At 66.3% G+C, this 12,467-nt stretch carries 13 protein-coding genes; 4 read left to right on the top strand and 9 right to left on the bottom strand.

What is annotated here, in order from left to right; all coding sequences use genetic code 11:
- Positions 1 to 22: 22 nt before the first annotated feature.
- From LQK81_RS21090 to LQK81_RS21100, 3 genes are all read right to left on the bottom strand, one after another.
- Complete coding sequence (locus LQK81_RS21090) at positions 23 to 511, bottom strand: Lrp/AsnC family transcriptional regulator (protein WP_230808351.1); 489 nt, start codon at positions 509 to 511, stop codon at positions 23 to 25.
- A 68-nt stretch (positions 512 to 579) separates the two neighbouring features.
- Complete coding sequence (locus LQK81_RS21095; RefSeq protein WP_230808352.1) at positions 580 to 1,269, bottom strand: uracil-DNA glycosylase family protein; 690 nt, start codon at positions 1,267 to 1,269, stop codon at positions 580 to 582.
- Positions 1,270 to 1,281: 12 nt separating this feature from the next.
- Positions 1,282 to 1,866, bottom strand: a complete 585-nt coding sequence (locus LQK81_RS21100; protein WP_230808353.1) for a thermonuclease family protein — start codon at positions 1,864 to 1,866, stop codon at positions 1,282 to 1,284.
- A 297-nt stretch (positions 1,867 to 2,163) separates the two neighbouring features.
- Between LQK81_RS21100 and LQK81_RS21105 the strand changes: the two genes are divergently transcribed.
- Positions 2,164 to 3,699, top strand: a complete 1,536-nt coding sequence (locus tag LQK81_RS21105) for a sensor histidine kinase (RefSeq protein ID WP_230808354.1) — start codon at positions 2,164 to 2,166, stop codon at positions 3,697 to 3,699.
- 18 nt (positions 3,700 to 3,717) lie between these two features.
- Here the strand turns inward: LQK81_RS21105 and LQK81_RS21110 are convergent, their stop codons facing one another.
- Both LQK81_RS21110 and cobT read right to left on the bottom strand, forming a co-directional pair.
- A complete protein-coding gene (locus LQK81_RS21110; RefSeq protein ID WP_230808391.1) occupies positions 3,718 to 4,128 on the bottom strand; it encodes a diacylglycerol kinase in 411 nt (136 codons plus the stop codon).
- Positions 4,129 to 4,380: 252 nt separating this feature from the next.
- Complete coding sequence (cobT, locus tag LQK81_RS21115; protein WP_230808355.1) at positions 4,381 to 5,397, bottom strand: nicotinate-nucleotide--dimethylbenzimidazole phosphoribosyltransferase; 1,017 nt, start codon at positions 5,395 to 5,397, stop codon at positions 4,381 to 4,383.
- Between the two features lie 208 nt (positions 5,398 to 5,605).
- Between cobT and LQK81_RS21120 the strand changes: the two genes are divergently transcribed.
- The 3 genes from LQK81_RS21120 to LQK81_RS21130 are packed head-to-tail and all read left to right on the top strand — an operon-like array spanning position 5,606 to position 7,343.
- Positions 5,606 to 6,388 carry an adenosylcobinamide-GDP ribazoletransferase gene (locus LQK81_RS21120; RefSeq protein ID WP_230808356.1) on the top strand — a complete coding sequence of 261 codons (783 nt, stop codon included), beginning with the start codon at positions 5,606 to 5,608 and terminating at the stop codon, positions 6,386 to 6,388.
- Positions 6,389 to 6,426: 38 nt separating this feature from the next.
- Positions 6,427 to 6,648, top strand: coding sequence for a DUF1289 domain-containing protein (locus LQK81_RS21125; protein ID WP_230808357.1), 222 nt, complete (start codon positions 6,427 to 6,429; stop codon positions 6,646 to 6,648).
- Entirely contained in the window at positions 6,645 to 7,343 is a 699-nt protein-coding gene (locus tag LQK81_RS21130) for a retropepsin-like aspartic protease family protein (protein WP_230808358.1), read from the top strand. The genes LQK81_RS21125 and LQK81_RS21130 overlap by 4 nt, the downstream gene beginning before the upstream one ends.
- Before the next feature lie 246 nt (positions 7,344 to 7,589).
- Here LQK81_RS21130 and LQK81_RS21135 read toward each other — a convergent pair whose 3' ends face one another.
- The 4 genes from LQK81_RS21135 to LQK81_RS21150 all read right to left on the bottom strand — a co-directional run bounded on the left by LQK81_RS21135 (position 7,590) and on the right by LQK81_RS21150 (position 12,212).
- On the bottom strand, positions 7,590 to 9,281 hold the full coding sequence (locus LQK81_RS21135; RefSeq protein ID WP_230808359.1) for a methyl-accepting chemotaxis protein: 1,692 nt from the start codon (positions 9,279 to 9,281) through the stop codon (positions 7,590 to 7,592).
- Positions 9,282 to 9,560: 279 nt separating this feature from the next.
- On the bottom strand, positions 9,561 to 10,322 hold the full coding sequence (locus tag LQK81_RS21140; RefSeq protein ID WP_230808360.1) for an ABC transporter permease: 762 nt from the start codon (positions 10,320 to 10,322) through the stop codon (positions 9,561 to 9,563).
- Complete coding sequence (locus LQK81_RS21145) at positions 10,319 to 11,245, bottom strand: ABC transporter ATP-binding protein (RefSeq protein ID WP_230808361.1); 927 nt, start codon at positions 11,243 to 11,245, stop codon at positions 10,319 to 10,321. Before LQK81_RS21145 ends, LQK81_RS21140 begins: the two co-directional genes overlap by 4 nt.
- A gap of 145 nt (positions 11,246 to 11,390) precedes the next feature.
- Entirely contained in the window at positions 11,391 to 12,212 is an 822-nt protein-coding gene (locus LQK81_RS21150) for a sulfite exporter TauE/SafE family protein (RefSeq protein ID WP_230808362.1), read from the bottom strand.
- Between the last annotated feature and the right edge of the window lie 255 nt (positions 12,213 to 12,467).

Below are 12,467 nucleotides of genomic sequence, written 5' to 3' on the forward strand. Positions count from 1 at the left end.
CGGTCCGGTCCGGCGCGGCCCCTCAGTCCTCGGCGGACTTCTGGTTGTCCACCATCATGTAGTCGAGCGGAAGCTCGGTCGTGTACTTGATCTGCTCCATGGCGAAGCTGGAGGAGACGTCCCGGATCTCGATGCGGGCGATCAGGCGCTTGTAGAAGGCGTCATAGGCGCCGATGTCGGGAACGACCACCCGCAGGAGATAGTCGACGTCCCCGCTCATGCGATAGAACTCCACGACCTCGGGAAACTCGACCACGACCTCGGAAAACCGTTTCAGCCACTCCGTCGAGTGGGCGCTGGTGCGGACGGACACGAAGACGGTGACCTTCGTGTTGACCTTGACGGGATCGAGCAGGGCGACGCGGCGGCGAATGACGCCGTCCTCTTCCATCTTCTGGATCCGCCGCCAGCAGGGCGTTGTGGACAGGCCGACCTTCTTGGCAAGATCCGCAACGGCGAGCGTCGAATCTTCCTGCAGCAGGCGCAGGATCTTGCGGTCGAGGCGGTCCATGGATACTCCCTTCATTGAAACGAATTTTCTATTTGAACCACTCATGCGGCAAAAGAAAGAACGATATTTCAGCCGGTCAAGGTTTTCACCCGCTTTCGCAGCTCCGGCAGCAGTTCGGCCTCGAACCAGCCGTTGCGCTTCAACCAGGCGCTGTTTCGCCAGCTCGGATGTGGCAGCGGCAGGATCGGCGGGAAGAGATCGCCGTCGAGATAGCGGCGCCAGGACAGCACGGTCTCGGTCATCGATCGCGCGCGCAGCCGCCCCAGATGCCATCGTTGCGCATATTGGCCGACGGCCAGCACGAGCCGGACCTGCGGCATCGCCGCCATGACGGCTGTGCGCCACCGCGGCGCGCATTCCCGCCGCGGCGGCAGGTCGCTGCCGGCGGCGTCGTAGCCGGGGAAACAGAAGCCCATCGGCACGATTGCGAACCGCTCGCGATCGTAGAATTCTTCCCTTGAGACCTGCAGCCAGTCGCGCAGGCGATCGCCCGAAGCGTCGTTGAACGGCAGGCCGGTCTCGTGCACGCGCAGGCCCGGCGCCTGTCCCGCGATCAGGATACGGGCCCGGTCCGACAGGACGACGACGGGCCGGGGTTCGTGCGGCAGACGGAAGGCGGCGCCGCCTTCAGGGGCGTCGCGACAGATGCGGCAGGCCGCGATCGACTGCCGCAGCGCCTCGATACCGTCCGCGTCCGGATTGCCGGCAGAAGGCTTTGCAGTGCCGGGCCCGCCGGCGTCCGACCGGGCCGTTGTCATCGCGGGCTCCCGTCAGCCAAGGCCGAGAAAGCGCAGAAACGCGCCCAGATAGGTTTCCACCGGCACATGCGGCTCCTCCTGCGGCCGGCCGTGCTGCCGCCGCCAGTCCTGCGGGCGGTCGAACACGCTGCTCCAAAGCCCCTTGCGCTCCTGGCGCGCAAGGCTCTCGGCCTCCTCGTAGTCGCCATAGGAAACGGCAAGGCCGTCGCGCACCATCCGCTCGCCGACATCTTCCTCGCCGATCCGGCATCGGGCAAGCGTGCGATTGTACTTGTCGGTGCCGATCAGGCTGCAGGCGATGTCGCCGCGCCTCAGCATCTCGGCCAGGTGCGAGCGCGCCGAAGCGCCGCAATACCATTCGGCCTCCTCGCGCCGACACACCTGCGTCAGTTCCGGCGCATCCATGCCCGAAAGACGGATCCGGCGGCCGTCCAGCGTCAGCGTGTCGCCGTCTGCGGCCCGCGCCGCGCCGGCGAACAGTTCCGTCGCCGGACGATCGTCAAGGCGCAGGGCGATCAGCGCCATCAGCGACAGGATCGCCGCGGTGACGGCGAGGTCGGCCCATTTCCTGCGATAGACAAAACCACTGCCCAACATCGTATGCATCCTTGGGCTTCTGCCCGGACCGGCCTTCATGCCGCGTTATGCCATACCGCCGGAGATTGTCGCCCCGGCGCACCGTCTGCATCTCCCGATCCTGCATCGGATCGGAACTCATGCACGAAATCAACGTCTTGCTGTCGTCTGTGCCAGCCTGTCGCGCCTCCCCCCGGATGCCCGCGCAACAATTTGGCCTTAGCGTCGAAATGGTTCGCAAATCGCTAATGCCCGGCAGCATCTTCTTAAGAATTCCACAATAGACTTGCGAAGTTAATCGCAACAGTTGCACAGGCCATGGGTTCCGGCGTCAGTACCACGCACGACAAGATCATCGTCGACAGATCGCGCAGCCACAGGAACAAGGCTGTTTCGCGGGCTGTCCGCGCGACCCGCGAACGGCTGCAGACGGCGACCGGGACGTCGCCCGCCTTCGAGCGCGACATGCTGCTGCTCTATATCGAGGCGGTGCTGAACGGCGCGCTGGTGATGCCGGTGCTGGTCTTCGCCATCACCGGGCTCGGCCTCTATTTGACCCGCGACGCCGCCTTCGTCGCCTGGGGCCTGCTGGCGCTCAGCCTGCACGCGATCAGCATCCTTCTGGCCAGGCACGTGCGCCTGAAGGGCCTGCCGCCCGAGGAAGTGCGGCGCTGGCACCGGCTCCTGCTCGCCGCGCAGGTGCTGATGGGCTTCGGCTGGGCCGTCTTCGCCCTGCAGGACTGCAGCACCTGCGCCGGCAACAGCTTCGATTTCTTCAAGGGAACCGTGCTGCTCGTCGCACTCTGCGTCACCTCGATGAGCGCGCTGATGCTGCGCAACGCCGTGCTCTACGCCTTCCTGCCGACGGTGGTCGCGCTCGTCTACAACGCCCAGCGCAAGCCGGACCCGATCGTGCTCGGGATGACGGCCTTCATCTCGGTGGCGCTGGTGTTCCTCACCTTCGTCACCCAGCGCATGCGCCACAACAGCCGCCAGCTCCTGTCGTTCCAGTCGGAGAAGGACGACCTGATCGCCGAGTTGGAAGTGGCGAAATCGATGTCGGACGAGGCGCGCCGGCGGGCCGAGGAGGCCAATCTCGCCAAGTCCCGCTTCCTCGCCTCGATGTCGCACGAACTCAGGACCCCGCTGAACGCGATCCTCGGCTTCTCGGAAGTCATGAGCACAGAAGTGCTCGGTCCGCTGAACAATCCGGTCTACAAGGAATACACGGCCGACATCCACAATTCGGGAAAACATCTGCTGAACCTGATCAACGAGATCCTCGACCTGTCGCGCATCGAGGCGGGCCGCTACGACCTCAGCGAGGACGCCATCCGGCTGGTGGAAATCTGCGAGGACTGCATCGGCATGGTGCAGTTGCGCGCCGGCGCCAAGAACATCTCGATCAGCGAGCAGTTCGAGACCGACATGCCCGACGTCTGGGCCGACGAGAAGGCGATGCGCCAGGTCGTGCTCAACCTGCTCTCCAATGCCGTCAAGTTCACCCCGCAGGGCGGCGAGATCACCGTCAAGGTCGGCTGGACGGCCGGCGGCGGGCAGTATCTGGCGATCCGCGACAACGGTCCAGGCATCGCCGAAGAGGAGATCCCGATCGTGCTTTCGGCCTTCGGCCAGGGCGCGATCGCGATCAAGAGCGCCGAACAGGGAACCGGCCTCGGCCTGCCGATCGTCCAGGCGATCCTGGCCAAGCACAATGGCGAGTTCATCCTGAAGTCAAAGCTGCGCGAGGGCACGGAAGCGATCGCGATCCTGCCGGCCAAGCGCGTGCTGCAGAGCCTGCCGCCGGTGGCGCAGATCAAGACGGTGGCGCCGCGCCGCAAGAGCTTCGCCTGAGGCGTTCCTGCGCAGCACTCAGAGGAAGTGCGAGAAGATCACCACATAGGCGGCATAGACCGCATTGGCGAGGATCAGGCAGAAGCAGGCGAAGGAACCGAGGTCCTTGGCATTGCGGCCCATGTCGGAGATTTCCGGCGATACCCGGTCGACGATCTCCTCGATCGCCGTGTTGACGGCCTCGAAGGCCATCATCAGCAGGAACAGGATGCTCATCGCCACATACTGGAAGAGAGTGGCGCCGGTCGCGACGAAACCGACCATGACGGCGGCGAAGGCAAGCAGTTCGTGGCGGAAGGCCGCCTCGCCCAGAAGCCGCTTCGCACCGCCGAGCGAATAGCTCGCGGCGGCGAAGAGATGGGCCAGCCCCTTGTGCTTCTTGAACGGCTGCTTCTTCACCGGGCTCGTGTCGATCCTGCCTTCGGCCATGGTCATCGTTTTCTCTCGCGGGCGGCTCGGCGCGCGCCCTCGCCTTCACATAGTGTTCACATCATGCCTGCAAAGTGCAAACATTGCATTGCCGTGCTGTTGCCTGGTCGACGGATCGCGACGCGCTTTAGGCGGCCCCGGTGGCAGAATGAAGGCCGCAGGCGCGCCGCGCAGGGGCCGTCGTCGCGCCGGGCCTGCGGCCCGCCATCCTCAGCCGCCCGCCTGATCGGGATTGCATCGGACCGCCCGTCACTACTGCCTGTTGCTGACACCCGCCTGAACGAAGGTCGCCATGCCGCCGTGGCAGGCGGCCGCCGCCTTGACGATGCCGGCGGCAAGCGCTGCCCCCGTCCCCTCGCCGAGCCGCATGCCGAGCGCCAGGAGCGGGGTCTTGCCGAGCTGCTCGATCGCCCGCATGTGGCCCGGCTCGGCCGAGACGTGGCCGATCAGGCAATGGTCGAGCGCGGACGGGTTGGCGGCCCTGAGCACGGCGCCGGCGCAGGTGGCGACGTAGCCGTCGAGGATCACCGGCACCTTCTGCATCCGCGCTGCGAGGATCGCGCCCGCCATGGCGGCGATCTCGCGGCCGCCGAGGCGGCGGAGCACCTCGAGCGGATCGGAGAGATGGTCCCGGTGCAGCGCGACGGCCTTCTCGACGGCGGCGATCTTGCGGGCCAGCACCTCGCCTTCGGATCCGGTGCCCGGTCCCACCCAGTCGGCGGCGGTGCCGCCATAGAGTGCGAGGTTGATCGCCGCGGCGATGGTCGTGTTGCCGATCCCCATTTCGCCGATGCACAAGAGATCCGTGCCGCCGGCCACCGCTTCCATGCCGAAGGCCATGGTGGCCGCGCAGTCGCGCTCGGACAGCGCCGCCTCCTCGGTGATGTCGCCGGTCGGATAGTCCAGCGCCAGGTCGAATACCTTCAGGCCGAGGTCGTGGGTGACGCAGATCTGGTTGATGGCGGCGCCGCCGGCGGCGAAGTTCTCCACCATCTGCGCCGTCACCGACGGCGGAAACGGCGTCACGCCCTGCCGGGTCACGCCGTGGTTGCCGGCGAAGATCGCCACCAGCGGGCGGGTGACGGCGGGCGGGCGCCCGGTCCAGGCCGCCAGCCAGAAGGCGATTTCCTCCAGCCGGCCGAGCGCGCCGGGCGGCTTGGTCAGTTGCCCGTCGCGCTCGCGCGCCGCCACCAGGGCGGCCGAATCCGGGCCGGGCAGATTGCGCAGCAATTCACGAAAGTCATCGAAGGGCAAACCGCTGGCACTCATGGTGGGAACGTCCTCGTATTCTGCTTCCAAAGTTGGATCGGTTGCCTCCTATTAGAGATCGGGAGCGAATCGGACAACCGTATTTGCGCCGGTGCCTGTCGCCGTTTCGGCATGCCGTTCCGGTGGAGAATCGGTAGGATGTGCCTGCCGCCACCGGCGCCCACCATGGCCGCCGGACGCGCCGGCACAATGCGGCAGGAGAACGCAGGTGGATATCCGCGACTATATCGACGACGTGGCCCGGTCCGTGGCCTTCCTGTCGCGCATCCGCGTGCCGCAGCGGCATTTCGCCGGCCATGACGGCCGCCTGTCGACCACCGTCCGCGCCTTTCCGGTGGCCGGCGTCCTGATCGTCCTGCCCGCGGCCGTCCTTCTGGGCCTGCTGCGGATGCTGGACGCCGCCCCCCTCTTCTGCGCCTTCCTGGTGCTCGCGGCACAGACGCTGCTCACCGGGGCGCTGCACGAGGACGGCCTTTCCGATGCGGCCGACGGCCTCGGCGGCGGGCGCGACAGGGAGGGCGCGCTTTCGATCATGAAGGACAGCCGCGTCGGATCCTACGGCGTCGTCGCCCTGGTGCTTTCCTTCGGCCTGCGCGGCGCAGCCCTTGCGGCGATGATGCCGGCGCTGTCCCCGCTCACGGCCGCGCTCGCGCTGATGGCGGTCGCCGCCACCAGCCGGGCGGCGATGGTCTGGCACTGGAACGCGCTTCCGCCGGCAAGGCGCGACGGCGTCGCAGCCGCGGCCGGCGAGCCGGAGACCGCCTCCGTGCAGGTGGCGCTCGCCTCCGGCGCGGTGCTCGCGCTCCTGTTCCTGCTGCCCGGTGCGCCGTTGCTCGCCATCGCCTCCATGGCGCTCGCCGTCTGCGCCGCCGTCTTCGCCTTCACAGATGTCGTGCGCGACAAGATCGGCGGACATACCGGCGACACGATCGGCGCCAGCCAGCAGATGGCCGAGATCGCGGCACTCGGCGCCCTTGCGCTGGCGCTGTGAGCCTACGATATAGTTTTCGACACGACCCCGGAGACCCGATGGAATCGCCCTGCATCCTCGTCTGTTCGATCGACGACGCCACCGGCTACTGCTACGGCTGCGGCCGCACGCGCGAGGAGATCGGCGCCTGGACGCAGTACACCCCCGAGCAGCGGCGGGCGCTGATGGCGGCGCTGCCGGAGCGGCTTACCATGGTCGAGCGCAGGCCGCGGCGGGAAACCCGCCGGGCGCGGATGGCGCGGGAGCGCGGCGAAGCATGAGATTCTGGATCATCCTCGGCATCCTCGGCTTCGGCCTGGCCATGCTTCTGTGGAACCACCAGAGCGGCCGCACCTTCGGCCTCGGCAACGACGATTTCGCCCAGATCGTCCAGCTTTCGGCCATCGCCGCCCTGCTTGCGGCCGGCTTTCTGGTCACCCGCGGGCGGATCAGCGAGACGCTGCGCAACGCCGCCCTCTGGCTGCTGATCATGCTCGTCTTCGTGGCCGGCTACGTCTACCGCGACGACCTGCAGAGCGTGGCAGGCCGCATGACCGCAGGCCTCATCCCCGGACGCGCGGTGATGGTGACGGATGCGGCCGGCGAACAGATCCTGGTCCTGCACAAGATGGACCACGGCCACTTCCAGGCGAACGTCCAGATCAACGGCGGCACGGTCCCCATGCTGGTCGACACCGGGGCCAGCGCCGTGGTGCTGTCCTACGCCGACGCGGAACGCCTCGGCCTGCAGCCCGATACGCTCGATTTCAACCAGATGGTCTCGACCGCGAACGGCACCGCGCTCGCCGCCCCCATCCGGCTCGACAGCCTGGCGATCGGCCCGATCGAACGGCAAAACGTCCGCGCCATGGTCGCCGGCACCGGAAGGCTCGAGCAGAGCCTGCTCGGCATGAGCTTCCTCGGCACGCTCGGCTCGATCGAGATCCGCGGCGACGAACTGCGCCTGCGCGACTAGAAGTGCCCCGCAATGTCGGGGCGATTGCTTGTGGCAGATCCCCTCTCCGGCCTGCCGGCCATCTCCCCCACAAGGGGCAAGAAGACTTGCCGCGCGCGCCCCCTCGAAGGAAGCCTCGGCGGTGCGGCCGGGATAGGCCCTCCCCCTGATGGGGAGGGTTGGGAGGGGTCGTCAACCTGCGATGCCCCCCGGCGGCCATTGTCGATGCCCCCGCCGGGACGGTTCCGCTTACCGCCAGCCCTGCCGTCAGGCCACCTTGCGCTGCGGAGCCGTAGCCTGTGCGGCCGGCTGCGTCTCGGTCCGGAACTCGCTGACCAGCCGGAACAGCGCTTCGGCCTCGTCCGCCAGCCCCTTGCTCGCGGTCGCCGATTCCTCGACCATCGCGGCGTTGCGCTGGGTCCCCTGGTCGATGACCGTCACCGCCTCGTTGACCTGCGCGAGGCTGAGGGACTGCTCGCGGCTCGCCTGGACGATGGCGCCGACATTCTCGTGCACGCGCGTCACCTGATCTGCGATCTTCGCCAGCGCCTCGCCCGCCTGACCGACGAGACCGACGCCGTCGCGGACATGCTGCTCGGAGATGCCGATCAGGTCCTTGATCTCTTTGGCCGAGGTGGCCGCGCGCTGGGCAAGCTCGCGAACCTCCTGCGCCACGACCGCAAAGCCCTTGCCCGCGTCGCCGGCGCGCGCCGCCTCGACCCCGGCGTTCAGCGCCAGCAGGTTCGTCTGGAAGGCGATCACGTCGATGACGCCGATGATACCGGCGATCTGCGCCGACGACGCCTCGATCTTCGACATCGCCTCGACCGTGCGGCGGACGACGTCACCCGACTGGTCGGCACTCGCCTTCGCATCGGCGACCAGCGAGCCGGCTTCGTTGGCGCGGATCGACGTCTCCTTCACCGTCACCGTGATCTGGTTGACCGCGGACGCCGTCTCCTCCACCGAGGCCGCCTGCTGCTCGAGTTCGCGGGAGAGGCCTTCGGAGGCCGTGCGAATCTCCTGCGAGCCGGAGGCGATGGCTTCGGCGTTTCCGGCGATCGTCTGGATGGCGCTGCGCAGCCTGCCGACCGAGACGTTGAAATCCGCCCTCAGCTTGTCGAGCGTCGGAATGAACGGCCGCTCCAGCGTCCGGGCAAGGTTGCCCTCCGCCAGTTCGTGCAGGCCACCGGCCAGTTCGTTGACCGCGCGAACGCGTTCGGTCACGTCGGTGGCGAACTTGACGACCTTGAACACCCTGCCGTTCATGTCGAAGATCGGATTGTAGGAGGCCTGGATGTGGACCTGCCGGCCGCCCTTGCCGATCCGCAAGAACTCGTCGGCGACGAACTCGCCGGCCGCGAGCTTTTGCCAGAACGCCGCATAGTCCGGGCCTGCGACGTAGCCGGGATCGCAGAACATCGAATGGTGGCGATCGGCAATCTCGTCCAGCCGGTATCCGAGGGTGGAGAGAAAGTTCTCGTTGGCGGTCAGGATCCGTCCGTCCGGGGTGAATTCGATGGTCGCCTGGACGCGCGAGATCGCCTCCAGCTTGCCCTCGCCCTCGGCGTTCTTCAGCTTCATCTCGGTGATGTCGGTTGCGAACTTCACAACCTTGTAGGGCTTGCCGCCGCGCAGGACCGGATTATAGGAGGCCTCGATCCAGACCTCGCGCCCGCCCTTTCCGAGCCGGCGATATTGCTGGCGATCGAACTCGCCGCGTCCCAGTCGCTCCCAGAATGCACGATATTCCGCGCTCGCGGCATATTCCGGGTCGACGAAGATATGGTGCTGCCGGCCGAGGATCTCGGCAAGCTCGTAGCCCATCGCCTTGCAGAAGTTCTCGTTGGCCGAGAGGATCTTGCCATTCATGTCGAATTCGATGATGGCCTGTGACCGGTCCATCGCGCTCAGGATAGCCCGCGCATCGGCGCCGCGGCCAAACGAAAGCAACGTCATTGCTGCACTCCAGAAAATTTGGGAGAAATGGACAGAGGATATGTGAGGCAACAATCATGTTACCTTTGCGGGTATCGCTGACGCCCACCTGCATAGATATCGAAGGTTGAAAATCGATTAAGCCGAAAGCGGATACCGCTCCTATCCTACTGATAAGAGTTGCTTTTTAGCATAGCCGTATATCTTTTAAATTGCAGATTGCAACTACGCGCAGGAATTTGCCCGCATTGCGGGCAAATGCCAGATCAATCGAAGGTGGAAAGCGAAGGGGCCGGCCGGTCAGTTCTTCAGCTTGTATCCGGTTCGGAAGATCCATGCCGTGACGGCAAGGCATGCCCCCAGGAAGGCCACGACGATCGCCAGGCTGATCCAGGGATTGACATCGGCGATCTCGAAGAAGCTCCAGCGGAAGCCCGAGACGAGATAGAGGACCGGGTTGAAGTGGCTGACGGTCTGCCAGAAGGGCGGCAGCATGTCGATCGAGTAGAAGCTGCCGCCGAGGAAGACGAGCGGCGGGATCACCAGCATCGGGATGATGTTCAACTGCTCGAAGTCCTTCGCCCAGATGCCGATCATGAAGCCGAACAGGGAGAAGCTGACCGCGGTCAGCACGAAGAAGACCACCATCAGCAGCGGATGGGCGATGGTGATGTCGACGAAGAGCGAAGCGGTCGCCAGGATGATGGTGCCGATGATCAGCCCCTTGGTCGCAGCCGCGCCGACATAGCCGATGACGATCTCCGCCGTCGAGATCGGGGCCGACAGGATCTCGTAGATCGTGCCGGTGAACTTCGGAAAATAGATGCCGAACGAGCCGTTGCCGATGCACTGGTTCAGAAGCGTCAGCATGATCAGTCCCGGCGCGATGAAGGCGCCGTAGGGCACGCCCTCGATCTCCTGCACGCGCGAACCGATCGCCGCGCCGAAGACGATGAAATAGAGCGAGGTGGAGACGACCGGCGAGACGACGCTCTGCATCAGCGTGCGGCGCGTGCGCGCCATCTCGAAGGCGTAGATCGACTTGATGGCCTCGAAGTTCATTTCGCGTCTCCGACCAGTTCGACGAAGATGTCCTCGAGCGAACTCTGTTCGGTCGAGACGTCCTTGAGGCGTAGCCCCTGCTCCGCCATGGCGGCCAGGAGCGCGGTGATGCCCGTCCGCTCCCCCGCCGTATCGTATTCGTAGACGAGCGACTGGCCGCCCTCGCCCAGCCGCAGCCGGAATGCGGCGAGCCCTTCGGGCACGGCCTCCAGCGGCTCGGCCAACTCGACCGTCAACTGCTTGCGGCCGAGCTTCTGCATCAGCGCCGCCTTGTCTTCCACGAGCAGGATCTCGCCCTTGTTGATCACGCCGATGCGGTCGGCGATCTCCTCGGCCTCCTCGATGTAGTGCGTCGTCAGGATGATGGTGACGCCGGTGGCGCGCAGCCGCTCGACGAGCTGCCACATCTCCTTGCGCAGCGTCACGTCGACGCCGGCCGTCGGCTCGTCGAGGAAGAGCACCTTCGGCTCGTAGGACAGCGCCTTGGCGATCAGCACGCGCCGGCGCATGCCGCCGGAGAGCTGGCGCAGCATCGTGTCCTTCTTGTCCCACAGCGACAGCTCGCGCAGGATCTTCTCGATCAGCGCCGGATCCGGCTTCCTGCCGTGCAGTCCGCGCGAGAACGCGACGGTGTTGAACACCGTCTCGAAGGCGTCGAGCGTCAGTTCCTGCGGCACGAGCCCGATGATCTCGCGGGTGCGGCGGAAATCCTTGACCACGTCGTGGCCCGCCACCGTCACCCGCCCGCCGGACGGCGTGACGATGCCGCAGACGATCGAGATCATCGTCGTCTTGCCGGCGCCGTTCGGGCCGAGCAGCGCCAGGATCTCGCCTTCCTCGATGTCGAGGCTGACGCCCTTGAGCGCCTGGAAACCGCTGGCATAGCTTTTGGTCAGGTTTTCGATGCGTACGATGGGCGCCATGGAGGACCGTCAGGATTGGAAATCGGAGGGACTGCCGGCGGACGCCGGACCTGCATCGCTCCCTCTCAGGCTCTCAAGGGGGATGCGGGCGGAATATGGGGTATGCGTGTGACGTTTTCATCCCCGCACGCGAAAAAACATTCTCTCAACCGTAGATGCTGTAGAGAAAGCGGGCGCCGACGAAGAGCAGGAACAGGCCGAAGGCAATCTCCAGATGGCGCTTGCTCAGCGCATGCGCGATTCGGACGCCATAGGGCGTGACCACCAGTGCGATCGGGATGATCAGCGCCACGGCGACCCAGTTGATGAAGCCGGTCGAGAACGGCGGCAGGCCCGGCGCGCGCCAGCCGGCCCAGATATAGCCGAAGATGCCGGGGATGGAGATCAGCACGCCGACGCCGGACGACGTCGCCACCGCCTGGTGGATCGGCCGGCCGTAGAGCGTCATGTAGGTGTTGTTGAGCACCCCGCCGCCGATGCCCATCAGGCCCGACAGCGTGCCGATGACGACGCCGGCGATCCACCGCCAGGGGTTCTGCGGCAGCTCCGTGCCGAGCCGCCAGTGCGGCTGGTCGAACAGCATGCGCAGCGCGAACAGGATGGCGATGGCGACGAAGATCAGCCGCAACCCCTCCGAGGAGATATAGGCGGCGATGACCGCGGCGAGGATGGCGCCCAGCGGCAGCGCCACGATCCAGCCCTTCAGCAGGTCCATGTCGACCGCGCCGCGCTTGCGGTGCGCGGTGAATGAGCGCAGCGAGGTCGGCACGATGATGGCGATCGAGGTGCCGACGGAGAGGTGCATGCGCACCGCCTCGGGCACGTCGAGATAGCCGAACACCTGGTAGAACACCGGAACGAGGATGGCGCCGCCGCCGATGCCGAAGATGCCGGCGAGCAGCCCGGACACCACGCCGGCGGCCGCAATCGCCGCCGCGAACAGGAGAAGGTCGGCGACGGGCGGCATGCGGCTACTCCTGATTGCTGTCGGACCCGTATGGAAATCGAGTCGCCTGCCGCCTAAGTGTCATGAAACCGTGATCGTTTTCAATCACTCTGGCTTTCGAGGCAGGAAGCCGCCGCCGCGTCGCCCGGGCGCTTTCGGCTCGCAATGATTGCGACTGCGCCTCGCCCGGCAGCCCCCTGCCGGGCCGAACGGACGGATGTACCCGTCCGCAGGAATGCGCCGCCCTCCGGGATCCCCTCCCGCCGGGCCTTGTAT

This window comes from Rhizobium sp. GN54, assembly GCF_021026345.1.
Classification (GTDB): domain Bacteria; phylum Pseudomonadota; class Alphaproteobacteria; order Rhizobiales; family Rhizobiaceae; genus Mycoplana.